The sequence below is a fragment of the Pseudomonas sp. GYB4201 genome, assembly GCF_056312595.1.
Genome location: NZ_JBWGIG010000010.1, coordinates 131,102 through 156,732 on the forward strand (window position 1 = coordinate 131,102; position 25,631 = coordinate 156,732).

The window sequence follows — 25,631 nt, forward strand, 5'->3', positions numbered from 1 at the left end:
CACGGACGTGCACCGGCCACCTGCCTGCGGCCCACCCTGCCCCGCACCTATAATAATTTCGCCAGGGAACCTGCAATGAGCACCAGCACCTACGCTGCCAGCGGCGCCGAACAGCCGCGCAATTCCACCGCCCGGGTGGCCACCGCCAGCTTCATCGGCACCGCCATCGAATTTTATGACTTCTACGTGTACGCCACGGCTGCCGCCCTGGTGATCGGCCCGGTGTTCTTCCCGCAGACCTCCGGTACTGCGCAGATGCTCTCGGCCTTCCTCACCTTCGGCATCGCCTTCCTCGCCCGGCCGCTGGGCTCGGCGCTGTTCGGCCATTTCGGCGACCGCATCGGGCGCAAATCCACCCTGGTGGCCTCGCTGCTGCTGATGGGCGTGTGCACCACCCTGATCGGCGTGCTGCCCGGCTACGACCAGATAGGCGCCTGGGCGCCGATCCTGCTGTGCGTGTTGCGCTTCGGCCAGGGCCTGGGGCTGGGCGGCGAATGGGGTGGAGCTGCGCTGCTGGCCACCGAAAACGCGCCCAAGGGCAAGCGCGCCTGGTTCGGCATGTTCCCGCAACTGGGGCCATCCATCGGCTTCCTGGCGGCCAACGGCCTGTTCCTGGGCCTGGCCATGCTGCTCAGCGACGAGCAGTTCCGCGCCTGGGGCTGGCGCCTGCCGTTCCTGCTCAGCGCCCTGCTGGTGATGGTGGGCCTGTACGTGCGCCTGAAGCTGGAAGAAACCCCGGTGTTCGCCAAGGCCATGGCCGCCCATGAAAAACTGAAGATCCCGTTGGTGGAACTGTTCGCCCAGTACTGGCGGCCCATGCTGCTGGGCGCGGCGTCCATGGTGGTGTGCTACGCGCTGTTCTACATCTCCACGGTGTTTTCCCTGAGCTACGGCGTGGCCACCCTGGGCTACAGCCGGGAAAGCTTCCTGGGCATGCTGTGCTTCGCGGTGCTGTTCATGGCCCTGGCCACGCCAATTTCAGCGGCCCTGAGCGACCGTTTCGGGCGCAAGCCGGTGCTGGTGTTCGGCGGCGTATTGGCGATTGCCTCGGGCTTTGCCATGGAGCCACTGCTGACCCAGGGCTCGACCACCAGCGTGGCGTTGTTCCTGAGCATCGAGTTGTTCCTGATGGGCTTCACCTTCGCGCCCATGGGCGCGTTGCTGCCCGAACTGTTCCCCACGCGCGTGCGCTACACCGGCGCGTCGGCGGCGTACAACCTGGGCGGTATTGTCGGGGCATCGGCGGCGCCGTTCGCGGCGCAGAAGCTGGTGGCCATGGGCGGCCTGGGCTGGGTGGGCGGATATGTATCGGCGGCGGCGCTGCTCAGCCTGCTGGCGGTGTTGTGCCTGAAGGAAACGCGGGATGAGGATTTGAGCAAGGTGGCGTGACGCGGCCTGTGGCCGCTGCTACAGGGTCCGTAGCAGCTGCCGCAGGCGGCGTCCGGGCAATTACAGTTCCACGTTCACAGCCTGGGCCGAGCGAGTAGCCTTGGCACGGGCCGCTTCGATCGACTCGTCGCGCGCCAGGGCCACGCCCATGCGGCGCTGGCCGGCCACTTCCGGCTTGCCGAACAGGCGCAGCGCGGTGTCTGGCTCGGCCAGGGCGGCGCCCAGGTTGGCGAAGGCCGTCTGGGTGGAGTTGCCTTCCACCAGGATCACCGCCGAGGCCGACGGGCCGAACTGGCGCACGGCCGGGATCGGCAGGCCGAGGATGGCGCGGGCGTGCAGCGCGAACTGCGACAGGTCCTGGGAGATCAGGGTCACCAGGCCGGTGTCATGGGGGCGCGGCGAGACTTCGCTGAACCACACCTGGTCGCCCTTGACGAACAGCTCCACGCCGAACAGACCACGGCCACCCAGGGCCTCGGTCACGGCCTTGGCCACGCGCTCGGATTCGGCCAGGGCCACCGGGCTCATGACCTGCGGCTGCCAGGATTCCTGGTAGTCACCCTTCTCCTGGCGGTGACCTACCGGGGCCAGGAAGGTGGTGCCGCCCACATGGCGCACGGTCAGCAGGGTGATTTCGTAGTCGAAGTCGATGAAGCCTTCGATGATGACGCGACCCTTGCCGGCACGGCCGCCTTCCTGGGCGTAGTCCCAGGCTTTCTGCACGTCGTCGGCGCTCTTGAGCAGGCTCTGGCCCTTGCCCGACGAGCTCATCACCGGCTTGACCACGCACGGGAAGCCCAGGTCCTGGACGGCGTCGCGGTACTCTTCGAAGGTGTCGGCGAAGTGGTACGGCGAGGTCGGCAGGTCCAGCTCTTCGGCGGCCAGGCGGCGGATGCCTTCACGGTTCATGGTCAGCTGGGCGGCACGCGCGGTAGGCACCACGGTGAAACCCTCGGACTCCAGCTCCACCAGGGTGGCGGTGGCGATGGCTTCGATTTCCGGCACGATGTAGTGCGGCTTCTCGGCCTCGATCACCGCACGCAGCGCGGCCCCATCGAGCATGTTGATCACATGGCTGCGGTGGGCGACCTGCATGGCAGGGGCGTTGGCATAACGGTCGACGGCGATCACTTCAACGCCCAGGCGTTGCAGCTCGATCACCACTTCCTTGCCCAGCTCGCCGCAGCCACACAGCAGTACGCGCGTCGCGGTCGGCGACAGTGGAGTTCCGATACGGGTCATTTCAGGTCCTTAAGGGGAACGGGTTATCGCGGGCCGCCCGGGTGCGGCCCACCGAGGCGGGCATTTTACATCAATCGGCGCGAGGCGGCGCTGCGACACGACCGCCAGGCGATAGGCGCTGCAAAACCGTAGCCGCTGCCACAGGCTGCGCTGGCCCTGTGCCCCGCTGGAGATTTCCAGGGTTCACACCGGCCAGCGCAGCCTGCGGCCGCGGCTACGGATAGGGGTGCTTCAGGCGCCAGCGACAAACATCATCCCGCCGGCCACGGCGCGTTCATGGCACTTGACCAGCACTTCGCGGCGCTCGTCGTTGCTCATGCGCCCCCAGCGGGTGATTTCGGCGGCCGTGCGCTGGCAGCCGGTGCAGATATCGTCGTCATCCAGGGCACAGACTTGCACACAAGGCGAGGCGACGGGGCGTTCTTGGTTCATCAGTCTTCCTGGGGTGCAAGGTCCCGCGCGTAGCGGCGGGCATTGTGTACGTAGTGGGCGGCGCTGGCCTCGAGCATCTTCATCTGCGCCTCGGTCAGCTGGCGCACGACCTTGCCGGGCGAGCCCATCACCAGCGAACCGTCGGGTATTTCCTTGCCCTCGGCAATCAGCGCGTTGGCGCCGATGATGCAATGCTTGCCGATGCGGGCACCGTTGAGGATCACCGCGTTGATGCCGACCAGGCTATAGTCGCCCACGGTGCAGCCGTGCAGCATGGCGTTATGGCCGATTGTAACACCGCGGCCGAGGGTCAGTGGCGACCCCATGTCGGTATGGATCACCGTGCCGTCCTGCACGTTGCTGTCGGGGCCGATGTCGATCAGTTCGTTGTCACCGCGCAACACGGCGCCAAACCACACGCTGGCGTTTTCCTGCAGGCGCACCCGGCCGATCAGGGTGGCGGTGGGCGCGGTCCAGCTGGTGGCATGAGTCTCGACGCGGGCGTCGCCCAAACGGTATTTCATCGGTGGCTTCCTCAGGCAGGCAAAGGCGGCTCGCAGGTCCGCTCAAATTGACGTGAAATGCTCGGGGGGGCGGTGCAGGCTGATGTCGGCGTCGTACATCAGGTTCACCAGCTCGACGATCATGATCGCCGACAGGCCCCAGATCTTGTATTCGCCAAAGCGGTAGCTGGGCACGTACCAACTGCGGCCCTGGTAGTCGATGCGATGGGTGTGCTCGCGCGGGTCTTCACGGAAGAACGCCAGCGGCACGCTGAACACCGCGGCAATTTCCGCATCGTTGGGGCGGTATTCGACGAAGTCCGGGATCACCCCGACGAAGGGCGTCACCTTCAGGCCATGCTTGGAGATCAGCGGACTCAGGGGCCCCAGCACTTCCACCAGGCCGGGCGGCAGGCCGATTTCCTCCTCGGCCTCGCGCAGGGCGGTGAACACCAGGTCCGGGTCCTCGGGATCGCGGCGGCCACCGGGGAACGCCACTTCGCCGCCGTGGGTGGACAGGCCCTTGGCGCGCAGGGTGAGCACCAGCTCGGGCTCGGCGCTGCGGGTGATGGGCAGCAGCACGGCTGCCTCGGGGAAACGCTGATCGGTCTCCAGGGTCCGTGGCCTGTGGCTGCTCATCCGACGCAGTAGCTCGTCCAGCATGGTCTCTCTCAATTCGATGCCTAGGGGCAATCATGCACCAAAGCCACGGCCCTGCCCAACCCCCCTTGCGTACAAAACCGCCCTTGCGGTGCGGGGACCACTGGCGCCAAGATAGGCGCAGTGATCAGGAAGCCCGACATGAAATTCTGCAGCCAGTGCGGCAACCCGGTAACCCAGCGCATTCCCCAGGGCGACAACCGCCTGCGGTACGTGTGCGGGCACTGTGAATTCATTCACTACCAAAATCCCAATATAGTCGCCGGTTGCCTGCCTGTGTGGGGCGATCGCGTATTGTTGTGCCGCCGGGCCATCGAGCCGCGCCGCGGTTTCTGGACCCTGCCCGCCGGTTTCATGGAAAACGGCGAGACCCTGGAACAGGCCGCCAGCCGCGAGACCGAGGAGGAAGCCTGTGCACGCGTCCGCCAGCTGGCGCTGTACACGCTGTTCGACTTGCCGCACATTAGCCAGGTGCATGTGTTCTTTCGCGCCGAGCTTGCCGACCTGGACTACGCCGTGGGCGAGGAAAGCCTGGAAGTGCGGTTGTTCGAACAAAGCGAAATACCCTGGGCCGAGCTGGCTTTCCCCACGGTGAACCGTACCTTAGAATGCTACTTTGCCGACCGCCAGGGCCAACACTTCCCTGTGCGCAACGAATATCTGCCGCCGCTGCACGGGCTGGGGCAGACCTGAAACCGACCGTGTCACGCGGCACCGGCGCAAGCGGGGTGCGATTCACCTGCAGGATTGATCGTTAAATGCGCTGGTTGCTTGCCCTCTTCTGTCTGTCCTATGCCGCCCTGTCGTCGGCCGCCTTCACTGTCACTGTCGTCAAGCAGCCACCCGCGGGCACTGCACCGGCCGTGGTCGATGCCGTCACACCCCGGGTGCCGGCGGACCTGGCCAACGCCGTGGTGGACAAGGTGCTGGTGCTCAAGTCCAGCCACCAGCTGCAACTGCTCAGCCGTGGCCAGCCCCTGAAAAGCTACCGCGTGTCCCTGGGCAAGAGCCCGCGCGGGCCCAAGCAGTACGAGGGTGACATGCGCACCCCCGAAGGCTTCTACTGGCTGGACTGGCGCAAGGTCAGCGACCGCTTCAACCTGGCCATCCACGTGTCGTACCCCAACGCCGGCGACGCCGCCAAGGCACGCAGCGCCGGCCTGCCCGCCGGCGGCATGATCATGATCCACGGCACCCCGGACAGCGAGGAATACCCCGAGTGGTATTTCAACACCCTGGACTGGACCGACGGCTGCATCGCCATGAAGAACCAGGACATGCGCGAGCTATGGAGCCTGGTCAAGGACGGCACCATGATCGAAATCCGCCCGTAACACCGCCCCCCCGTAGCAGCGGCCGCAGGCCGCGTCCTCCCCCTGACACTCCCCGCGCTTGCCTCTGACGCAGCCTTCGGCAGCTGCTACGGGGAGGTGTGCGTGTGGCTTGCATAAAACCAGTGGTGTTGACGTGGTATTCAAGTGGTATTACCTTGAAGCCCACTACCGAGCGCCATAACTCTCACAATCGCATCGGAACCCTACATGAACGACCTGCTCGCGCTGCGCCCCGACGACACCCAGGCCACGCCGCTGTACCTGCAGCTGGCGCGCAACCTGGAAGCCGCCATCCATGCCGGTGTATGGAAGGCCGAACAGGCCTTGCCCTCCGAACGCACCCTCAGCGAACAGCTGGGCCTGTCCCGGGTCACCGCCCGCAAGGCGCTGGAGATCCTGCTGGAACAGGGCCTGATTCGCCGCAACCAGGGCTCGGGCACCTTCATCACCCCGCGCCTGGAACAACCACTGTCACGCCTTTCCAGTTTCAGCGAGATGCTCCGCCTCAAGGGCTTCGTGCCCGGCTCGCAGTGGCTGGAGCGCGGCATCGCCGTGCCCACCCATGAGGAAGTGATCCGCCTGGGGCTGTCGCCCACCGAGCAGGTGGCGCGCCTCAAGCGCCTGCGCAAGGCCGACGACACGGTCATGGCCATCGAGATGAGCGCCCTGCCCGCCGCCCTGCTGCCGCACCCCGAGGCCATCGGCGATTCGCTGTACCAGTACCTGGAAAGCATCGGCCGGCCGGTGGTGCGCGCCCTGCAGCACATCCGCGCCATCAACGCCTCGGCCGAATTCGCCGCCCTGGTAGGCATCGAGCCGGGCACCGCGATACTGCTGATGACCCGTATCGGCTACCTGGACGACAACACCGCCATCGAGCTGACCGACACCTATTGCCGCAACGACTACTACGACTTCGTCGCTGAATTGCGGCGCTGAACCACGAGCCTTCCTGCCATGTCCGACGACAACATCCTCACCCCCAACGGCTGGTACCGCGGCCGCCTGCTGCACGCCGAAGGCAAGATCACCGGCGTCGACGGCGTGCCCTGCGACCCGGCCACCAATGACCGGCCCTACCTGTTGCCCGGCTTCATCGACCTGCACGTGCACGGGGGTGGCGGCAAGGACATCATGCAGGGCGGCGACGCCTTCGCCACCATTGCCCGCACCCACGTGCGCTTCGGCACCACGGCGCTGCTGGCCACCACCATGACCGCCCCGGCCGAGGAAATCGCCAGCGTGCTCAAGGGCCTCGACCGCTACTGCCAGGCCCGCGAACCGGGCAGCGCGCGGGTGCTGGGCGTGCACCTGGAAGGCCCGTACATCAACCCCGGCAAGCTGGGCGCACAGCCCAACTTCGCCCACACCGCGCTGCTGGCCGAGGTGGACCACTACCTGAGCCTGGCGCCCATCAAGGTCATCACCATTGCCCCGGAAATCGCCGGCCACAACGCGCTGATCCGCGAGCTGAGTGGCCGTGGCGTGCGCCTGCAGATCGGCCACACCCTGGGCAGCTACGAAGACGGCGTGGCCGCGCTGGAGGCCGGCGCCAGCAGCTTCACCCACCTGTACAACGCCATGAGCCCGCTACACCACCGCGAGCCGGGCATGGTCGGCGCCGCCCTGGCCCACGCCCGCTACGCCGAGCTGATCCCCGACCTGTTGCACGTGCACCCCGGCGCCATTCGCGCGGCGCTGCGGGCCATCCCGTGCCTGTACTGCGTCACCGATTCCACCGCGGCCACCGGCATGCCCGACGGCAATTACATGCTGGGCAGCAACCACGTGACCAAGTGCCTGGGCGGCGTGCGCCTGGCCGACGGCACGCTGGCCGGCAGCACGCTGACCATGGACCTGGCGCTGCGCAACCTGGTGAAGATCGGCGTGCCCCTGGACGATGCGTCCCGGCGCCTGTCGCAATTCGCCGCCGACTACCTGGGCGTCAGCGACCGCGGCCGCCTGCAACCGGGGGCCTGGGCCGACTGCGTGCGCCTGGACCGCCACCTGATGCTGACCGACGTGATGGTCGAAGGAGAAGCCATTGACTTGCAAGATGCTTGAAGAAGCGCGTAGCGCCCACGCGGCCGTGAGCCGCCAGCTGCAGACCCTCGACCCGCTGCTGCAGGCCCTGGCCGAGCGCCTGCGCCAACAGCCGCCGCACGTGGCCATGACCGTGGCGCGCGGCAGCTCCGACCACGCCGCCAGCTACCTGGCCTACCTGGCCATGCAGCAACTGGGGGTGCCGGTGGCCTCCTTGCCGATGTCGGTGGTCAGCCTGCGCCACTCACCGCTCAAGGTCGACGGCCAGGTGGTGTTCGCCCTGTCCCAGTCGGGCCAGAGCCCGGACCTGGTGGACAGCCAGCGCCTGCTGCGCGAACGCGGTGCCCTCAGCGTGGCGCTGGTCAATGCCGAGGACTCGCCACTGCAGGCCGCCAGCGAATACACCGTGCCGCTGTGCGCCGGCGCCGAGCTGAGCGTGGCCGCCACCAAGAGCTTCATCGCCACCCTCAGCGCCAGCGCCCGGCTGGTCGGCCACTGGGCCCAGGACCCTGAATTATTGGCGGCCGGCACTGCCCTGCCCGACGGCTTGCGCCAGGCCGCAGCGGTGGATTGGGCTGGCGCCGTGGACGCCTTCAAAGGCTGCGACCGGCTGATGGTGATCGGCCGTGGCGCCGGTTTCGCCATCGCCCAGGAGGCGGCGCTCAAGCTCAAGGAGACCGCCGGCATACAGGCCGAGGCGTTCAGCAGTGCCGAGGTGCGCCACGGCCCCATGGCCCTGATCGACGCCGGCTACCCCTTGCTGGTGTTCGCCCCGCGCGGCGCCGAGCAGGCCGGCCTGCTGAAACTTGCCGCCGACATGCGCGAGCGCGGCGCCAAGGTGCTGCTGGCCGCCCCCGATGACATCGCCGAACGCGACCTGGACCTGTGCCGCGCCCAACACCCGGCGCTGGACCCGATCCTGGCCATCCAGAGCTTCTACGTAATGGCGGCCCACCTGGCCCTCGCCCGCGGCCTGGACCCCGACCAGCCGCGCTATTTGAGCAAAGTCACCCGTACCCACTAGTTGCCCGAACGAGTACCGCGCCCATGAATAACAATAATGAAGTGACCCTAAGCGCCCCCTTGAGTGGCCCCGTACTCGCCCTGGCCCAGGTCCCCGACCCGGTGTTCGCCAGCGGCACGATGGGCGACGGCATCGCCATCGACCCCACCGACAATTGCCTGGTGGCGCCCTGCGCCGGCGAGATCCTGCACGTGGCCCGCACCCAGCACGCCATCACCCTGCGCGCCGACAACGGCGCCGAGCTGCTGCTGCACCTGGGCATCGACACCGTGCAACTGAACGGCGAAGGCTTCCACCTGCTGGTGCAGCCGGGCATGCGCGTAACCCCCGGGCAGCCCTTGCTGCGCTTCGAGATGGACCGGGTGGCGCGGCACAGCACCAGCCTGATAAGCCTGATCATCGTCACCAACGGCACGCGCTTTCGTGCCGAGCGCCTGGCCCCAGAGCAGGTGCGCGCCGGCGAGCCGCTGCTGCGCCTCGTCGGCAACCAGGCCACCGGCGCAGTGACCGACGCGGCCGGTGAAAGCGTGGAAGGCAGCGCCAGCGTTGCCCACGTCGGCGGCCTGCACGCCCGCCCCGCTGCGCGCTTGCGCCAGGTGGCGCAAGGCTTCGATTGCAGCGCCCAGCTTCGCCACGAAGGACAGCTGGCCGACGTCATCAGCCTGGTGGCGGTAATGGGCCTGGGCGTGGACCAACACGCCCAGGTGCAGGTGATCTGCCGCGGCCCGCAGCGTGAAGCGGCGCTGGCCGCGCTGCTCGAGGCCTTGGGCACGGCCATCGCCGGCGACCACCCAGCCCCGGCGCCCCTGCCGTTGCAAGCTGCGGCGATACAAACGCCCGGCATGCTCGCCGGCGTGTGCGCCGCCCCTGGCCTGGCCAGCGGCCCGCTGGTGCTGCTGGGCGGCGTGACGTTGCCAGCCGACCCCGGCGGCCATGTTGCCAGCGAGCAGCAACGCCTGCTGGACGCTGCCGTGGCGGGCGTCGCCCGCGCCCTGGCGCTCGCCCAGGCCCAGGCGCAAATGCGCGAGGACGCTACCGAGCAAGCCATCTTCGCCGCCCACCTGGCGCTGCTGGAAGACTCGGCCCTGGCCCAGGCGGCCCAGGCGGCCATCAATACCGGCCGCGCCGCCAGCCACGCCTGGAGCGACGCCATCGACGCCCAGTGCCGCGTGCTGCACGCCACCGGCAAGCCACTGCTGGCCGAACGCGCCAACGACCTGCATGACCTGCGCCAGCAGGTATTGCGCGAGCTGCTGGGCGACAGCGCACGGCCGCCGCTGCCCCGTGGCGCCATCGTCGTCGCCCATGAACTGACCCCCTCCGACCTGCTGTACCTGCACGAACAAGGCGCCGCCGGCCTGTGCATGGCCGCTGGCGGCGCCACCGCCCACGTGGCTATCCTGGCGCGCGGCAAGGGCCTGCCCTGCCTGGTGGCCATGGGCGACGCGCTGCTGGCGCAGGCCATGGGCACCCAGGTGGTGCTGGACGCCGACAACGGCCGCCTGGAACTGACGCCCAGCGCCCAGCGCCTCGACCAGGTGGCCAGCCAACTCGCCGCACGGCAGGCTCGCCAGCAGCTGCAACAGGCGCACGCCCATGCACCGGCGCGCACCCGGGACGGCAGCGTGATCGAGATCGGCGCCAACGTCGCCTCGCGCCAGGACGCCGAACAGGCCCACCAGGCCGGCGCCGACGGCGTAGGCCTGCTGCGCACCGAGTTCCTCTTCGTCGACAGCCACGCAGCCCCCGATGAAACCCAGCAAGTGGCGGCCTACCGGGCCGTGCTCGACGCCATGGGCGACAAGCCGGTGGTCATCCGCACCATCGACGTGGGCGGCGACAAGCAGCTCGACTACCTGCCCCTGCCAGTGGAAGCCAACCCGGTGCTGGGCCTGCGCGGCATTCGCCTGGCCAGCGTCAACCCGCAGCTGCTCGACCAGCAACTGCGCGCCCTGCTGCGCACCGGCCAGCCCGGGCGCTGCCGGATCATGCTGCCCATGGTCACCGAAGTGGATGAACTGCTGCAGGTGCGCCAGCGCCTTGCCCAACTGGCCGGCGAACTGGGCGTCACGCAGCTGCCGCAGTTGGGCGTGATGATCGAAGTGCCCGCCGCCGCGCTGCTGGCCGCCCAGCTGGCCGAGCATGCCGACTTCCTGTCCATCGGCACCAACGACCTGTCCCAGTACACCCTGGCCATGGACCGCGACCACGCCGGCCTTGCCGCCCGCGTCGACGCCCTGCACCCGGCGGTGCTGGCGCTGGTGGCCCAGACGTGCGCCGGGGCTCGCCTGCACGGGCGCTGGGTAGGCGTGTGCGGCGCCCTGGCCAGCGACCCGCTGGCCACCCCGGTGCTGCTCGGCCTGGGCGTGCAGGAACTGTCGGTGAGCCCGCCCTTGGTGGCCGAGATCAAGGCACGGGTGCGCGACCTCGACCTGGCGGCCTGCCAGGCGCAAGCCCCACAGCTGCTGGCCCTGCCCGGCGCCGCCGCGGTACGCCAGGCCTGCCACCGGCACTGGCCCCTGAACGCCTAAGCCAATAACAACAACGGATCGGGAGACATGCCATGTACCAACACTTCATCGAAGGCCTGCAACGGCTGGGCCGCGCGCTGATGCTGCCCATCGCCATCCTGCCCATCGCGGGCCTGCTGCTGCGCCTGGGCGACACCGACCTGCTGAACATCGCCATCATCCACGACGCCGGCAACACCATCTTCGCCAACCTGGCGCTGATCTTCGCCATCGGCATCGCCGTGGGTTTCGCCCGCGACAACAACGGCACCGCCGGCGTGGCCGGGGCCATCGGCTACCTGGTGATGGTCTCGACCCTCAAGGTGCTGGACCCCAGCATCAACATGGGCATGCTTGCCGGCATCATCAGCGGCCTGCTGGCGGGCGGGCTGTACAACCGCTTCAAGGACATCCAGTTGCCCGCCTACCTGGCATTCTTCGGCGGCCGACGCTTCGTGCCCATCGCCACCGGCTTCGCCTCGGTGGGCCTGGGCGTGCTGTTCGGGCTGATCTGGCCGCCGATCCAGGACGGCATCAACAGCCTGGGCCAACTGCTGCTGGCCAGTGGCAGCCTGGGCGCGTTCATCTTCGGCGTGCTCAACCGCCTGCTGATCATCACTGGCCTGCACCACATCCTCAACAACATGGTCTGGTTCGTGTTCGGCAGCTTCACCAACCCGGCAACCGGCCAGGTGGTGAGCGGCGACCTGGCGCGCTACTTCGCTGGCGACCCCAACGGCGGCCAGTTCATGACCGGCATGTTCCCGATGATGATGTTCGGCCTGCCGGCCGCCTGCCTGGCCATGTACCGCAACGCCCTGCCCGAGCGGCGCAAGCTGATGGGCGGGATACTGCTGTCCATGGCGTTGACCTCGTTCCTGACCGGGGTCACCGAGCCCATCGAGTTCGCCTTCATCTTCCTGGCGCCGCTGCTGTATGGCCTGCATGCCCTGCTCACCGGCCTGTCCATGGCCATCACCAACCTGCTGGACATCCACCTGGGCTTCACCTTCTCCGGCGGCGCCATCGACATGGCGCTGGGCTGGGGCAAGTCCACCAACGGCTGGCTGATCTTCCCGGTGGGGCTGGCTTATGGGCTGCTGTACTACCTGGTGTTCGACTACTGCATTCGCCGCTTCAACCTCAAGACCCCCGGCCGCGAAGCCGTGGCCAACAGCGACAGCCCGGTGGTGGCCGACAGCGACCGCGCCGGCGCCTATATCCAGGCCCTGGGCGGTGCGGCCAACGTGCTCAGCGTCGGCGCCTGCACCACCCGCCTGCGCCTGCAACTGGCCGACCGCGACCGGGCCGACGACGCCCGCCTGAAAGCGCTGGGCGCCATGGGCGTGGTGCGCCCCGGCCACGGCGGCAGCCTGCAAGTGATCGTCGGGCCGCTGGCCGACAGCCTGGCGGACGAAATTCGCCTGGCGTTGCCGGCGGCGGCCAAACCCATGCAACCACTGCAACCCTGGTTGCAGGCACTGGGCGGGGCGGCCAACATCGACACCCTGGAGTGCCTCGCCGTGACCCGCCTGCGCGTGCAGCTCAATGGCGCGCCGCTGGACCTGCACGCGCTCAAGGCTCTGGGCTGCCAGGGCAGCACCGACCTGGGCGACGGCGCCTGGCACCTGCTGGTAGGCGAACAGGCACAAGGCCTGAGCCAAGCCCTGCAGCCGCTACTGACCCGCCGCGAAGCACTGGCGTAACCCCGTAGCAGCTGCCGAAGGCGGCGTCATGGCGCACACTGCCTGATGGACTGCGCGGCTCAGGACGCAGCCTGGCGGCAGCTGCTACGGGATTGAAACCGCAGAACCGTCCTACACAAACCCTGGAAGCGTCTGAACTCATTTGAGTGGATATCCCGGTAGATTCAGTACCAATGGATAGCCACTCAAAAGAATAACAAGATGCCCAAGGTGACCGGCCTGCTGGCCTGCTGTGCCCTGTTTCTCGCCCCCATGGCGCCGGCCGACGACACGTTGCGCTGGCTGGACCAGGAGCGCCGCGACCGCGAGGCCCTGGAGCGCGACCAGCGCCTGCGCCAACTGCAGCAGCCACGGCCCACGCCACCACCCGCCGAACCGACGGTGGCCGCCGAAGCGCGTTGCTGGCGCCTGAGCGGCCTGCGCCTGGCGGGCAACCGCCTGATCGATGATGGCACCCTGCAGCGGCTACTCAGCCAACGCCTGCGCCCGTGCATGGGCGCCGATGCCTTGCGCCAGGTGCTTGTCGATATCACCCAGGCCTACGTGCAGCGCGGCTACATCGCCGCGCGTGCCTACCCGGCGCAGACTCCGGCGGACGGCCAGCCGCTGGACATCGTCATCGAAGAAGGCTTCGTCGAGTCCATCGAACTGGCTGACGACAGCCTGCCGGTGTCGCTGGCCAGCGCCTTCCCCGACCTGGTCGGCCGGCCGCTGCACCTGCCCACCCTGGAACAGGGCCTGGACCAGCTCAACCGCCTGCGCAGCATCGACCTGCAGGCCCAGGTGCAACCCGGGGAACTGGACGGCGGTTCCCGCATCCTGCTGACCTCACGCAGCCGCCGCTCACCCTGGGGCCTGCGCGTGGGCTACGGCAATGGCGGCGACACCACCAACGGCCGCCACGGCCTGAGCCTGGTGGCCAGCCGCGACAGCCCCTTGCAGCTCAACGACGTGCTGCAGGCAAGCCTGTTCGGCACCTTCGGCAACGCCCCCAACTACACCCGCGGCCTGGGCCTGTACTACAGCGTGCCCTACGGCGCCTGGACCCTGGGCGCCAGCCTGGGCCACAGCGAACAACGGGCGTTCACCGGCCACGGCGTGCGCCACGACTACACCAGCGACAGCCGCGGCCTGAGCCTGGGCCGCAGCCTGTGGCGCAACCAGCACACCCTGGTCAGCGCCAGCCTGCGGCTGAACCGCAAGACCCGCGACTACCGCCTCAACCATCGGTCAATCGCCCAGCAGGACGCCAGCCTGACCAGCGCTAGCCTGGACCTCAACCTGCTGTGGCTGGGCCGCGCCACCTGGAGCGCGCAACTGGGCTACGCCCACAGCCTGCCGTGGCTGGGCGCCGACACCCGGCCGTTCGAGCAATGGCGCCTGGGCGTGCTGCGCAGCCAGGCCTGGCCCGGCAACCGCCACCAATGGCGCTGGGACAGCAGCCTGGAAGCCCAGTACAGCCCCACCCTGCTGCCGGCCAGCGAGCAGTGGCTGCTGAGCAGCCCCGGCAGCGTGCGCGGCCTGCGCGACAGCAACATCGCCGCCAGCAGCGCGCTGGTGCTGCGCAACAGCCTGAGCCTGGCATTGCCAGTGACGCCGGGGCTGGTACTGACCCCGCACGTAGCCGTGGACTACGGCCGCGGGGGGGGGGCCGCGGCGGGCCCGGGGCGGGCGGGCGCCGCCGCCCGGCGCGGGGGCCCCGGGGCCAGCCTGGGCTGGCGCGGTGGCGAAGTGAAACTCGATTATCGCCACGCCGTGGTGATCAAGGATGGCCCTCCCTCAGAGCCGGGCTTCTGGAACATGGAGCTGAAACTGGACTTCTGATTCATCAATAAGAGAAATAAAAACAATGACTCAGCGACCCCCACGCTTTACCGCCAACCGCCTGCGCTGGGCGATTTCCGCCGCCCTGCTGGGCTCCAGCCTGCCCGCCCTGGGCGACGGACTGGTACCGGCGCCCGGCCCCAACGGCTACGCCGTGCTCAGCGAGCACAATGGGGTGCCCGCACTGGATATCGTGCGCCCGGACGGCCAGGGCCTGTCCGACAACCACATGCAGCAGTTCAACGTCGGCCAACAGGGCCTGGTGCTGAACAACTCGCTGGCAGCCGGCCAGGCGCAACTGGGCCCGCAGCTGGACGCCAACCCGCACCTGCAGGGCCAGGCGGCCAGCACCATCCTGATGCGCGTCGTCGGCCAGGGCGATTCGCGCATCGACGGCCCCCAGGAAATCTTCGGCCAGCGCGCCGACTACCTGCTGTCCAACCCCAACGGCATCAGCCTCAACGGCGCCAGCTTCATCAACGCCAACCGCGCCACCTTCCTGGTGGGCATTCCCGAGCTTGAAGACGGGCGCATCGTGCGCCTGGACGCCAGCCATGAACGCGGCGTGCTGCAGGTAGGCGAGCGCGGCGCCAGCAACGCCGAGGGCGCCCTGGACCTGATCACCCCGCGCCTGGACACCGAGGGCCGGCTGACGGCCCGCGATGACCTCAATGTGCTGATCGGCCGCAACAGCGTCGCTTACGCCGACCGCAGCGTGCTCGGCACCACCCAGCCGACAGCGGGCGCGGTGGATGCGCAGTTGCTGGGCGCGATGCACGCCGGGCGCATTCGCATCATCAGCACCACCGAGGGCGCCGGCGTGCGCATGCCGAAGGCGCAACTGGTCGGCCGCGATGGCGTCGAAGTGGCCAGCCGGGGCGACGTGCAGATCAGCGGCAGCCAGGCCCGCAACGGCGTCATCACTTCCACTGACGGTGACGTGCGCCTGCGCAGTGGCGGCGACCTGCAGCTCACGGCCGTGGACGTCGAGGGGGGCAGCATCACCGCCAAGGCCGGCAAGGCCCTGCGCATGGACACCCTGACCCGCGAGCAGGTCACCAAGGCCCACGACCAGTGGAGCCGCAAGGCCTGGTTCATCCCTACCGAGGAATACTCCAAGCGCACCACCGACACCACCCGCCAGCACCTGGCCACGCGCCTGGAAGCGCGCCAGAACATCCAACTGGAGTCCGGCGCCGATATGCACCTGACCGCCGCCCACTTGAAAGCGCCTGGCGACCTGAGCGTGCACAGCGGTGGCAACCTGACCGTCGACGCCGCCCTGGACAGCAAGGCGAGTTTCCAGACTGTTCGCCACCGCAAGCACTTGTGGCGCGGCGACAGCAACACCACCGACGTGCGCGAGACCGCCCGGGGCAGCAACCTGGAGGGCGGCACCGTGCAGCTCACCAGCGCCGGCGACACCCACGTGCGCGGCAGCCGCCTGCACAGCCAGGGGCCCGGCACCCTGCGCAGCGCCGGCAACGTCACCCTCGACGGCGTCAGCGTGAAGGCCAGCCACGACAAGGACGACTACCGCGGCGACCTGGTAGGCGGCGCCTTCTTCAGCAAGACCGTCAACGACGAACGCCGCAGCAGCGCACCGCACCGCACCGAGGTGCGCTCGGAGAACAACCTGCAGATCATCGCCAATGAAAAAGTAGCGCTGGTCGGCCCCAAGGTCAGCGCCGCCGGCACCACGCAAATCAAGGGCGAACAGGGCGTGGAGCTGCTGCCCGCCGTGGCCGAACGCACCGACACCTCCACCACTCGCAGCCAGGGCTTCACCGTCAAGGCCGGGGAAACCAAGGCCGCCGCCGATGACAAGGCCGGCAGCAAGCAGTACTTCGGCGAAGTCGGCTACGCACGGTTAGACACCCGCAAGGCCAGCTCGGCCAAGACCCACGTTGCCACCGAGGTGTCAGGCGGCAACGTGGCCATCAGCGACAGCACCGCCATCAAGATGGTCGGCGCCAAGGTCGACGGCCAGCAGGGCACGCAGGTGCAGGCACCGGACATCGCCCTGCTCACCGCCCTCGACGAGCAGCACGACAGCGAGCAGGCCACCACCAAGGACGGCGCCCTGCGCCTGACCGGTGGCATGGACCGGGTCGGCAGCGCCTTCAGCGGCGGCGTGGCAAGCCAGGAAAAAACCACCGAGGCCCAGACCCACCAGGCCAGCACCGTGCGCAGCAAAGGCACCACCCAGGTGCTGGCTAAAACACTGCACACCGAGGCCGCGAGCATCATCGGCGAGGGCGAGACCCGCATCCAGGCAGAGAACGCGACCCTGGGCGATGCCCACGACCTGCACAAGGTCACGCAATCGAGCACCAGCACCCGCGGCCACCTGGGCGCCAGCGTCGAATACACCGATCTCACCCGCCCCATCGAGAAAGTGGTCAACGGCGAAGACCAGAGCCGCTTCCAGCACCAGGCCCTGGAAGACAACCTGTTCGCCCCCAGCCTTGGCGCCGACCTGGAGGTCAACCACCAGCAGCGCAAGGCTACAGCCACCAAGGAAACCGCGCGGGTCACCGAGGTCAGTGGTGCCGGCGTGACAGTGAATGTCGAGCAGCAGCTGACCGACATCGGCACACGCTATGAGGCGACCGCCGGCACGCTGGCCTTGAACCTGGGCAGCCACGCGCAGCGCGCCAGCCAGGACCGCGAGGCCACCACCCTCGACCGCCTGGACGTGGACGTCCGCGCGCGGGTGGACAGCAACACCGGCAGTGACATCAACGCCAAGGTGGTCGGCAGCGGCGGCTCGGTGCACAGCAGCAGCGGCGACGCCAAGGCCGTGCCCAGCCTGAACCAGGGCCACGCCGGGGTGCAGATCCAACTGGGCACCGATGGCCGCTATGAAGGCTCGCGCTTCGCCAGCACCCAAGGCCCTGTTGCCATGAAGGCCGGCGGCACAGTAGCCCTTGAACAGGCCAAGGATGAACAGCAGCAGGCCAGCACCAGCATTGACGGCTCCGCCTGGGCCAAGGGCGGCACCAGCCCCACCGCCGGCAAGAGCATGGGCGGCAGCGTTATCGGCAAATACACCACCGCCAGCAGCGCCGACAGCCAGGGCCGCGCCGTCGCGTTCGACACCCCGGGTGCGGTGAGCATCCACGCCGGCAAGCAGGTGAACATGGATGGCCCACGGGTGGGCGCCATCGACCGTCCGGTCGCCAGCGTCGAGGTCATCGCCGGCGACACCGCCAGCATCGGCAGCGTCATCGACACCCACCGGGCCGACGGCCGGGTGTACGGCGGCGGCCTGCAGTTGAGCCTGTCGCGCAATGCTCCCCAGGGTGGCAAGGGCGGCGGCATTGGCGCCAGCCTGGAACTGGGGCAGACGGACGAGCGCAGCACCACCGCCCAGCCGGGCGAGTGGCACGTCAAGGGTAGCGCCAGCGTCGAGGCCGGCAGCAGCGCGGATGCCGCCATCAACGTCGAAGGCCTGAACGTCAACGCCCAGCGCCTGGCACTCACGGCGGACAAAGGCGGCATCGCCGTGGCCAGCGGGCAGACCGACGAGCAGCGCAACAACAAGAGCGTGGGCATCGGCCTGGGCGTCAACGGCGCCAACAGCACCGAGGGCAGCAAGGGCTACAACGCCGTCCATGGTCGCGCCACCCTGGGCCTGGACAAGCTGGCCAGCCAGACCCACCGCAACAGCGAGATCCGCGTCGACCAGTTGCACATCGACAGCCGCCGCGACACCCGCCTGAACGGCGTGCGCGTGGAGGCCGACCAGGTCAGCGGCAACGTTGGCGGTGATCTCGTCGTCGCAAGCCGCCAGGACCAGGTCAACGGCCACGCGGTGACCCTGGACGCGCGACTCAACGCCGAGAAAAACCCCCAGGGCCTGGTGAACGGTGCCACGGCCCTGGCAGGCCCGGCAGGCAGCAAGGTCAAGGAGCAAATCGGCACTGGCCTGCAGAAGGTCGACCTTGGCTTCGCCCCTACCCTGCACCTGGACGTGAACAAGACCCAGCGCGACACCGCCACTGCCGCCAGCGTGGTCACCGGCCGCAACGGCATCGCCCTGAACGTGGACGGCGACACCCACCTCAACGGCGCGCAGCTGAAAAGCCCGCGCGGCCAGGTGGACCTGGGTGGCAGCAACGTCAACACCACCACCTTGAGCGGCAGCGACCATTCGTTCGGGTTGGAAGGCAAGCTGTCACTGGTGCCCGAGGAGATGACCCAGAACCTGATCAACGCCTTCACCGGCACGGCGGACAGCAAGGACCGCACGTCGGACCTGGGGCTGTTGCGTACCAAGGGGCATGATCAGCAGCAAACGTTGGAGGGAGGGATAAAGCACAAGGAGGGATGATGGGTGTGGAGCGCTGACGCGGCCTTTGGCCGCTGCTACGAAAAACCGTAGCAGCGGCCGCAGGCCGCGTCAGGGCCGATCAGAAATCAGCCAGGCGCCACACTTCATAAGCGGGCGCCTCGTAGGGGTGGCTGGCCTTGAGGGCCGCCACCACCGGGTGGATCAGTTCATCCGCCACCACAAGCTCCACCTTCCATTCTTCCACCCGCTCGAGCAGCCCAGCCTGGCCCAGGAACGGCGTTGCGCCGTCCATGGGCCGGAACTGGCCTTGCCCCAGTACCTGCCAGGCGCAGCTGTCGTAGGCGCCGATGCGACCGCCACCGGCGGCAAACACGGCGCTTTTCACAGCGTCCACATGGCTGGGCGGCACGAAGAAGGCAAGCTTGTACACCGCCTTAGTTCACCCAGACGCGGGCGTTGCGGAACATGCGCATCCACGCCGCGTCTTCGTTCCAGTCGTCAGGGCGCCACGAGTTCTGCACGGCACGGAACACACGCTCCGGGTGCGGCATCATGATGGTGACGCGACCGTCGCGGCTGGTCAGGCCGGTGATCCCGCGCGGCGAGCCGTTCGGGTTGGCCGGGTAGGCTTCGGTGACCTTGCCGTGGTTGTCGACGAAACGTAGTGCCACGCAACCCGACACGTCGGCTTCGATCAGCGCCTGCTCGTTGGCGAACTCCGCATGGCCTTCGCCGTGGGCGATGGCGATCGGCATGCGCGAACCGGCCATGCCCTGCAGGAACACCGAGTTCGACTTCTGCACTTCGACCATGGCCACGCGCGCCTCGAACTGCTCCGAGCGGTTGCGCACGAAGTGCGGCCAGAACTCGGTGCCCGGGATCAGCTCGTGCAGGTTGGACATCATCTGGCAACCGTTGCACACGCCCAGGGTGAAGGTGTCGCTGCGCTCGAAGTACTGCTGGAACGCATCGCGGGCACGGGCGTTGAACAGCGCCGACTTGGCCCAGCCTTCACCGGCACCCAGCACGTCGCCGTAGCTGAAGCCACCGCAGGCCACCAGGCCCTTGAACTCGTTCAGGTCGACGCGGCCGGCGAGGATATCGCTCATGTGCACGTCGATGGCGTTGAAGCCGGCGCGGTCGAAGGCGGCAGCCATCTCGACCTGGCCGTTGACGCCCTGCTCACGCAGCACGGCAACCTGTGGGCGAACGTTGGTCTTGATGTACGGCGCGCTGACGTTGTCGTTGACATCGAAGCCCAGCTTGACGCTCAGGCCCGGGTTGTCTTCTTCCAGCAGGGCGTCGAACTCCTGATCGGCACACTCGGCGTTGTCGCGCAGGCGCTGGATCTGGTAGCTGGTCTCGGCCCACTGGCGTTGCAGCAGGCGGCGGTCGCCTTCGAACAGCTGCTCGCCGTTCAGGCTGATGTACACGTGGCCGTTGTTGACCGGCTGGCCGATCACGGCCACGCAGTCACCCAGGCCGGCAGCGCTGAACTGGGCAAGGATGTCGGCGGTGGCGTCCTGGCGAACCTGGATGACCGCGCCCAGCTCTTCGTTGAAGAGGATGGCGTTGATCTCTTCCTTGGCGTGGGTCAGGGTGTCCAGTTGCAGGTCCAGGCCGCAGTGGCCGGCGAAGGCCATTTCCATCACGGTGGCCAGCAGGCCGCCGTCGGAACGGTCGTGGTAGGCCAGCAGGTGGCCGTCGGCGTTCAGGCCCTGGATCACGGCGAAGAAGGCTTTCAGGTCTTCGGCGTCGTCGACGTCCGGCGCGGCCTTGGCCAGCTTGGCGTGGGCCTGGGCCAGGATCGAGGCGCCCATGCGGTTCTGGCCACGGCCCAGGTCGATCAGGATCAGATCGGTCAGGCCCTTGTCCATGCGCAGTTGCGGGGTCAGGGTCTTGCGGATGTCCACCACCGGGGCAAAGCCGGTGATGATCAGCGACATCGGCGAGGTCACGGTCTTCTCGGTGCCCTCGTCGCTCCAGCGGGTCTTCATGGACATGGAGTCCTTGCCCACCGGAATGGTGATGCCCAGCTCAGGGCACAGTTCCATGCCCACGGCCTTGACTGCATCGTACAGACGCGCGTCTTCACCCGGGTGGCCGGCAGCGGACATCCAGTTGGCCGACAGCTTGATGTCGGACATTTTCGCGATGGACGAAGCAGCGATGTTGGTCAGGGTTTCACCCACGGCCATGCGCGCCGATGCCGGGGCATCCAGCAGCGCCAGCGGCGTGCGCTCGCCCATGGCCATGGCTTCGCCGGTGTAGACGTCGAAGCTGGTGGCGGTGACGGCAACGTCAGCCACAGGTACCTGCCACGGGCCTACCATCTGGTCACGGTTGACCAGGCCGGTGATGGTGCGGTCGCCGATGGTGATCAGGAAGCTCTTGCTGGCCACGGCCGGGTGGTGCAGCACGCGCTCGATCGAATCGGCCAGGTCCAGCTGGGCCGGGTCGAAGTCGTCGCCCAGTTCGGTTTCACGCACGGCCGAACGGTGCATGCGTGGGGCCTTGCCCAGCAGCACTTCCAGCGGCATGTCGACGGCGTTGTTGCCGAAGTGGCTGTCGGTCACGGTCAGTTGCGGCTCGGCAGTCGCCTCGCCCACTACCGCGAACGGGCAGCGCTCGCGCTCGCAGATGGCCTGGAAGCGCTCGAAGTCAGCAGCGTCGACGGCCAGCACGTAGCGTTCCTGGGACTCGTTGCTCCAGATTTCCAGCGGCGCCATGCCCGGCTCGTCGTTGGGCACGTTGCGCAGTTCGAAGCGGCCGCCGCGGCCGCCGTCGTTCACCAGTTCCGGGAAGGCGTTGGACAGGCCGCCCGCGCCCACGTCGTGGATGAAGCTGATCGGGTTCTTGTCGCCCAGCTGCCAGCAGCGGTCGATGACCTCCTGGCAGCGACGTTCCATTTCCGGGTTTTCGCGCTGTACCGAGGCGAAGTCCAGGTCAGCCGAGCTGGTGCCGGTGGCCATGGAGGAAGCGGCGCCGCCGCCCAGGCCGATGAGCATGGCCGGGCCGCCGAGCACGATCAGCTTGGAGCCGACGGTGATCTCGCCTTTCTGCACGTGCTCGGCGCGGATGTTGCCCATGCCGCCAGCCAGCATGATCGGCTTGTGGTAGCCGCGCACTTCTTCACCGTGCGGGGTGTCGATGGCCTGCTCGAAGGTACGGAAGTAGCCGGTCAGGGCCGGACGACCGAATTCGTTGTTGAACGCGGCGCCGCCCAGCGGGCCGTCGATCATGATGTCCAGCGGGGTGACGATGCGCTCGGGCTTGCCGTAGGCCTTTTCCCATGGCTGTTCGAAGCCAGGGATGTTCAGGTTCGATACGGTGAAGCCGGTCAGGCCAGCCTTGGGCTTGGCGCCGCGGCCGGTGGCGCCTTCGTCACGGATCTCGCCGCCGGAACCGGTGGAAGCACCCGGGAACGGCGCGATGGCGGTCGGGTGGTTGTGGGTTTCCACCTTCATCAGGATGTGCACCGGCTCCTGCACCGCGCCGTACTGGCGGGTTTCAGGGTTCGGGAAGAAACGCCCGGCCACGCTGCCGACGATCACCGAGGCGTTGTCCTTGTAAGCGGACAGCACGCCTTCGTTGTGCATCTGGTAGGTGTTCTTGATCATGCCGAACAGGCTTTTTTCCTGGCTCTGGCCGTCAATGTCCCAACTGGCGTTGAAGATCTTGTGGCGGCAGTGCTCGGAGTTCGCCTGGGCGAACATCATCAGCTCGATGTCGTGGGGGTTGCGCCCCAGGCCTTCGAAGCTCTTGACCAGGTAGTCGATCTCGTCTTCGGCCAGGGCCAGGCCCAGCTCGACGTTGGCTTTTTCCAGCGCGGCGCGGCCGCCGCCCAGCACGTCGATGGCGGTCAGCGGTTTTGGCTCGGCATGGCTGAACAGGCCGGCGGCCTCTTCCAGCTTGCTCAGCACCACCTGGGTCATACGGTCGTGCAGCAGGCCGGCGACGACTTGCGCCTCGGCTTCGCTGAACTCACCGCTGACATAGAAGGCAATGCCGCGTTCCAGGCGCTGGACGTTGCCCAGGCCACAGTTGTGGGCGATATCGCTGGCCTTGCTCGACCATGGCGAAATGGTGCCGAAGCGCGGCATGACCAGGAACAGGCGGCCGTTTGGCTCCTGCACTGGCACGCTCGGGCCGTACTTGAGAAGACGAGCAAGCACTTGCTGCTCATCGGCGGTCAGCTCGCCGGTAACTTCGGCGAAGTGGGCAAATTCAGCGTACAAGCCACTTACAGCGGGGACCTTCTGGCTCAGTTGCTCGAGTAATTTACCGTGGCGAAAGGCAGAAAGGGCAGGAGCGCCGCGCAGGATCAACATCTTCGGGACAGCCTCAGAAAGGGGTGTGCTTAGAGGCCGTGCATTCTAGCGTAAACCGCCGCCGCAGGCACCCAAAACGGTAATCCTGGCGCCAGCCGGGCATCTGGCGGCATATCCTGTCTCAAGAGTCAAATAAATTTCCCCGTAGCAGCTGCCGAAGGCGGCGTCCCTGGGCGCCATCGTGGTGCGGCCGGACGCAGCCTTCGGCAGCTGCTACGGGGATTGCGCAACGCCTAGCAGAACGGCGTGATGCTGTCGAGATATGGCGCCCCTCGCGCTTTGCGTATACTGCTAGGATGCATTCAAAGACTGCCTCACGCCCGCGCTTCGCCAAATGGCTGATCGCAACCGGTCTACTCCTACTGCTCAACGGCTGCGTCGACAAACCCAGCACGCTCGAGCGAGTCAAGGAGGACGGCGTATTGCGCGTGATTACCCGCAACAGCCCCGCCACCTACTTCCAGGATCGCAACGGCGAAACCGGTTTCGAGTACGAACTGGTCAAGCGTTTCGCCGATGACCTTGGGGTGGAACTGAAGATCGAGACCGCCGACAACCTCGACGACCTGTTCAACCAGGTGGGCAAGCCCAATGGCCCGGTGCTGGCCGCCGCAGGCCTGGTGGCCGACGACCAGCGCAAGACCCAGGTGCGTTTCTCCCACCCGTACCTGGAAGTGACCCCGCAGGTCATCTACCGCAACGGCCAATCGCGCCCCACCGACGCCAGCGACCTGGTGGGCAAGAAAATCATGGTGCTCAAGGGCAGCAGCCATGCCGCGCAACTGGCCGAACTTAAAAAGCGTTATCCCGGCATACAATACGAAGAATCCGACGCGGTGGAGGTCGTGGACCTACTGCGCATGGTGGACGAAGGTCAGATCGATCTGACACTGGTGGACTCCAACGAGCTGGCGATGAACCAGGTCTACTTTCCCAACGTACGCGTCGCCTTCGACCTCGGCGATGCCCAGCAGCAGCGCTGGGCCGTGGCCGCCGGCGAAGACAACAGCCTGCTCAACGAGATCAACAGCTACCTGGACAAGGTGCAGAAGAACGGCACCCTGCAGCGCCTGAAAGACCGTTACTACGGCCACGTGGACGTGCTCGGCTACGTGGGCGCCTACACCTTCGCCCAGCACCTGCAGCAGCGCCTGCCGCACTTCGAGAAGCACTTCCACGCCGCCGCCAAGGACGAACAGGTGGACTGGCGCCTGCTGGCTGCCATCGGCTACCAGGAATCCATGTGGCAGGCCGACGTGACCTCCAAGACCGGCGTGCGCGGGCTGATGATGCTGACCCAGAACACCGCCCAGGCCATGGGCGTGGCCAACCGCCTGGACCCCAAGCAGAGCATCGAGGGCGGCGCCAAGTACTTCGCCCTGGTGCGTGACCAGCTCGATGACAAGATCGCCGAACCGGACCGCACCTGGTTCGCCCTGGCCGCCTACAACGTGGGCAGCGGCCACCTGGACGACGCCCGCCAGCTAGCCAAGAACGAAGGCCTGGACCCCAACAAGTGGCTGGACGTGAAGAAGATGCTGCCGCGCCTGTCGCAGAAGCAGTGGTACCGCAAGACCCGCTACGGCTATGCCCGCGGCGGCGAACCGGTGCACTTCGTGGCCAACATCCGCCGCTATTACGACATCCTCACCTGGGTGACCCAGCCGCAGCTTGAAGGCGGCCAGGTAGCCGACAGCAACCTGCACACGCCAGGGGTCAACAAGGCCAAGCCAGCGCAGGACAACCCCTCCCTCTGACCCGTAGCAGCGGCCGCAGGCCGCGTCCCCCACACCGCGGTTATGCAGGCCAATCGCGGGACGCGGCCTGGCGGCCGCTGCTACGGGTGCATTGGGTCAGGGTTTGGCGCGGCGGGCCTTGAAGAATTCACTGAGAATGGCACCGCACTCCTCCGCCAGCACCCCACCCTCGATCATCACCCGGTGGTTCAGGAAGCCCTGGCTGAAGAACTGCCCCTGGCTCTGAGCCACACCAGCCTTGGGCTCCAGCGCGCCATAGACCACGCGGCTGACCCGCGAATGCACGATCAGCCCTGCGCACATGCTGCAAGGCTCCAGAGTGACGTACAGGGTGCTGCCGGGCAGCCGGTAGTTGCTCGCCGCCTGGGCGGCGTTGCGGATGGCGACCATCTCGGCGTGGGCGCTGGGGTCGCTGCCGCTGATGGGGCAGTTGAAGCCGCGGCCGACGATTTCCCCGTTGTGCACCAGCACCGCGCCCACCGGCACTTCGCCCATGGCCGCGCCCTGGGCGGCCAGGGCCAGGGCCTCGCGCATGAAGTGCTGGTCGCGGCTGCGGTCGACGATCAGAGGCTGGCGCAT

Annotated in this window: 18 protein-coding genes; 11 read left to right on the forward strand and 7 right to left on the reverse strand. The window is 67.7% G+C overall.

Translation table 11 applies throughout. The features are described 5' to 3' along the window. Nucleotides 1-75 precede the first annotated feature (75 nt). The gene (locus tag AC0Z2B_RS12050; RefSeq protein WP_476296873.1) at nucleotides 76-1,389 is read left to right on the forward strand and encodes an MFS transporter; all 1,314 of its coding nucleotides are present in this window, start codon (nucleotides 76-78) and stop codon (nucleotides 1,387-1,389) included. 60 nt (nucleotides 1,390-1,449) lie between these two features. Here the strand turns inward: AC0Z2B_RS12050 and purT are convergent, their stop codons facing one another. From purT to AC0Z2B_RS12070, 4 genes are all read right to left on the reverse strand, one after another. After that, on the reverse strand, nucleotides 1,450-2,631 hold the full coding sequence (purT, locus tag AC0Z2B_RS12055; RefSeq protein WP_476296875.1) for a formate-dependent phosphoribosylglycinamide formyltransferase: 1,182 nt from the start codon (nucleotides 2,629-2,631) through the stop codon (nucleotides 1,450-1,452). Between the two features lie 231 nt (nucleotides 2,632-2,862). Then, complete coding sequence (locus tag AC0Z2B_RS12060; protein WP_416422763.1) at nucleotides 2,863-3,063, reverse strand: DUF1289 domain-containing protein; 201 nt, start codon at nucleotides 3,061-3,063, stop codon at nucleotides 2,863-2,865. Continuing rightward, complete coding sequence (locus AC0Z2B_RS12065) at nucleotides 3,063-3,587, reverse strand: gamma carbonic anhydrase family protein (RefSeq protein WP_476296877.1); 525 nt, start codon at nucleotides 3,585-3,587, stop codon at nucleotides 3,063-3,065. The genes AC0Z2B_RS12060 and AC0Z2B_RS12065 overlap by 1 nt, the downstream gene beginning before the upstream one ends. Before the next feature lie 42 nt (nucleotides 3,588-3,629). Then, nucleotides 3,630-4,229, reverse strand: coding sequence for a CoA pyrophosphatase (locus AC0Z2B_RS12070; RefSeq protein WP_416422761.1), 600 nt, complete (start codon nucleotides 4,227-4,229; stop codon nucleotides 3,630-3,632). 138 nt (nucleotides 4,230-4,367) lie between these two features. Here AC0Z2B_RS12070 and AC0Z2B_RS12075 point away from each other — a divergent pair, with 138 nt between their 5' ends. The 9 genes from AC0Z2B_RS12075 (at nucleotide 4,368) to AC0Z2B_RS12115 (ending at nucleotide 19,003) form a co-directional block, all read left to right on the forward strand. Further along, on the forward strand, nucleotides 4,368-4,919 hold the full coding sequence (locus tag AC0Z2B_RS12075) for an NUDIX hydrolase (protein WP_476296880.1): 552 nt from the start codon (nucleotides 4,368-4,370) through the stop codon (nucleotides 4,917-4,919). A 65-nt stretch (nucleotides 4,920-4,984) separates the two neighbouring features. Further along, entirely contained in the window at nucleotides 4,985-5,560 is a 576-nt protein-coding gene (locus tag AC0Z2B_RS12080; RefSeq protein ID WP_476296881.1) for a L,D-transpeptidase family protein, read from the forward strand. Nucleotides 5,561-5,767: 207 nt separating this feature from the next. Next, nucleotides 5,768-6,499, forward strand: a complete 732-nt coding sequence (locus AC0Z2B_RS12085) for a GntR family transcriptional regulator (RefSeq protein WP_476296882.1) — start codon at nucleotides 5,768-5,770, stop codon at nucleotides 6,497-6,499. An 18-nt stretch (nucleotides 6,500-6,517) separates the two neighbouring features. Next, the gene (gene nagA / locus AC0Z2B_RS12090; RefSeq protein WP_476296884.1) at nucleotides 6,518-7,624 is read left to right on the forward strand and encodes an N-acetylglucosamine-6-phosphate deacetylase; all 1,107 of its coding nucleotides are present in this window, start codon (nucleotides 6,518-6,520) and stop codon (nucleotides 7,622-7,624) included. Then, complete coding sequence (locus AC0Z2B_RS12095; protein WP_473005547.1) at nucleotides 7,605-8,627, forward strand: SIS domain-containing protein; 1,023 nt, start codon at nucleotides 7,605-7,607, stop codon at nucleotides 8,625-8,627. Before nagA ends, AC0Z2B_RS12095 begins: the two co-directional genes overlap by 20 nt. Before the next feature lie 23 nt (nucleotides 8,628-8,650). Beyond that, nucleotides 8,651-11,158, forward strand: a complete 2,508-nt coding sequence (gene ptsP / locus AC0Z2B_RS12100; RefSeq protein ID WP_476296886.1) for a phosphoenolpyruvate--protein phosphotransferase — start codon at nucleotides 8,651-8,653, stop codon at nucleotides 11,156-11,158. 32 nt (nucleotides 11,159-11,190) lie between these two features. Then, on the forward strand, nucleotides 11,191-12,843 hold the full coding sequence (gene nagE / locus AC0Z2B_RS12105) for an N-acetylglucosamine-specific PTS transporter subunit IIBC (protein ID WP_476296888.1): 1,653 nt from the start codon (nucleotides 11,191-11,193) through the stop codon (nucleotides 12,841-12,843). A gap of 201 nt (nucleotides 12,844-13,044) precedes the next feature. Further along, a complete protein-coding gene (locus tag AC0Z2B_RS12110; protein WP_476296890.1) occupies nucleotides 13,045-14,667 on the forward strand; it encodes a ShlB/FhaC/HecB family hemolysin secretion/activation protein in 1,623 nt (540 codons plus the stop codon). A gap of 25 nt (nucleotides 14,668-14,692) precedes the next feature. Further along, complete coding sequence (locus AC0Z2B_RS12115; RefSeq protein ID WP_476296892.1) at nucleotides 14,693-19,003, forward strand: hemagglutinin repeat-containing protein; 4,311 nt, start codon at nucleotides 14,693-14,695, stop codon at nucleotides 19,001-19,003. Between the two features lie 79 nt (nucleotides 19,004-19,082). Here the strand turns inward: AC0Z2B_RS12115 and AC0Z2B_RS12120 are convergent, their stop codons facing one another. Both AC0Z2B_RS12120 and purL read right to left on the reverse strand, forming a co-directional pair. Then, nucleotides 19,083-19,394: an NGG1p interacting factor NIF3 gene (locus AC0Z2B_RS12120; protein WP_476296894.1), complete on the reverse strand. Its 312-nt coding sequence runs from the start codon at nucleotides 19,392-19,394 to the stop codon at nucleotides 19,083-19,085. A gap of 4 nt (nucleotides 19,395-19,398) precedes the next feature. Further along, nucleotides 19,399-23,295: a phosphoribosylformylglycinamidine synthase gene (purL, locus tag AC0Z2B_RS12125; protein ID WP_476296896.1), complete on the reverse strand. Its 3,897-nt coding sequence runs from the start codon at nucleotides 23,293-23,295 to the stop codon at nucleotides 19,399-19,401. Between the two features lie 296 nt (nucleotides 23,296-23,591). Here purL and mltF point away from each other — a divergent pair, with 296 nt between their 5' ends. After that, entirely contained in the window at nucleotides 23,592-25,052 is a 1,461-nt protein-coding gene (gene mltF / locus AC0Z2B_RS12130) for a membrane-bound lytic murein transglycosylase MltF (RefSeq protein WP_416422749.1), read from the forward strand. A gap of 96 nt (nucleotides 25,053-25,148) precedes the next feature. Here the strand turns inward: mltF and tadA are convergent, their stop codons facing one another. Then, a complete protein-coding gene (gene tadA / locus AC0Z2B_RS12135) occupies nucleotides 25,149-25,631 on the reverse strand; it encodes a tRNA adenosine(34) deaminase TadA (protein ID WP_473005540.1) in 483 nt (160 codons plus the stop codon).

Excerpts from the sequence above, each read along its gene's own strand:
- AC0Z2B_RS12050 (WP_476296873.1), top strand. The coding sequence starts at position 76 with ATGAGCACCAGCACCTACGCTGCCAGCGGCGCCGAACAGCCGCGCAAT.
- purT (WP_476296875.1), bottom strand. The coding sequence starts at position 2,631 with ATGACCCGTATCGGAACTCCACTGTCGCCGACCGCGACGCGCGTACTG.
- AC0Z2B_RS12060 (WP_416422763.1), bottom strand. The coding sequence starts at position 3,063 with ATGAACCAAGAACGCCCCGTCGCCTCGCCTTGTGTGCAAGTCTGTGCC.
- AC0Z2B_RS12065 (WP_476296877.1), bottom strand. The coding sequence starts at position 3,587 with ATGAAATACCGTTTGGGCGACGCCCGCGTCGAGACTCATGCCACCAGC.
- AC0Z2B_RS12070 (WP_416422761.1), bottom strand. The coding sequence starts at position 4,229 with ATGCTGGACGAGCTACTGCGTCGGATGAGCAGCCACAGGCCACGGACC.
- AC0Z2B_RS12075 (WP_476296880.1), top strand. The coding sequence starts at position 4,368 with ATGAAATTCTGCAGCCAGTGCGGCAACCCGGTAACCCAGCGCATTCCC.
- AC0Z2B_RS12080 (WP_476296881.1), top strand. The coding sequence starts at position 4,985 with ATGCGCTGGTTGCTTGCCCTCTTCTGTCTGTCCTATGCCGCCCTGTCG.
- AC0Z2B_RS12085 (WP_476296882.1), top strand. The coding sequence starts at position 5,768 with ATGAACGACCTGCTCGCGCTGCGCCCCGACGACACCCAGGCCACGCCG.
- nagA (WP_476296884.1), top strand. The coding sequence starts at position 6,518 with ATGTCCGACGACAACATCCTCACCCCCAACGGCTGGTACCGCGGCCGC.
- ptsP (WP_476296886.1), top strand. The coding sequence starts at position 8,651 with ATGAATAACAATAATGAAGTGACCCTAAGCGCCCCCTTGAGTGGCCCC.
- nagE (WP_476296888.1), top strand. The coding sequence starts at position 11,191 with ATGTACCAACACTTCATCGAAGGCCTGCAACGGCTGGGCCGCGCGCTG.
- AC0Z2B_RS12110 (WP_476296890.1), top strand. The coding sequence starts at position 13,045 with ATGCCCAAGGTGACCGGCCTGCTGGCCTGCTGTGCCCTGTTTCTCGCC.
- AC0Z2B_RS12115 (WP_476296892.1), top strand. The coding sequence starts at position 14,693 with ATGACTCAGCGACCCCCACGCTTTACCGCCAACCGCCTGCGCTGGGCG.
- purL (WP_476296896.1), bottom strand. The coding sequence starts at position 23,295 with ATGTTGATCCTGCGCGGCGCTCCTGCCCTTTCTGCCTTTCGCCACGGT.
- mltF (WP_416422749.1), top strand. The coding sequence starts at position 23,592 with ATGCATTCAAAGACTGCCTCACGCCCGCGCTTCGCCAAATGGCTGATC.
- tadA (WP_473005540.1), bottom strand. The coding sequence starts at position 25,631 with ATGCGCCAGCCTCTGATCGTCGACCGCAGCCGCGACCAGCACTTCATG.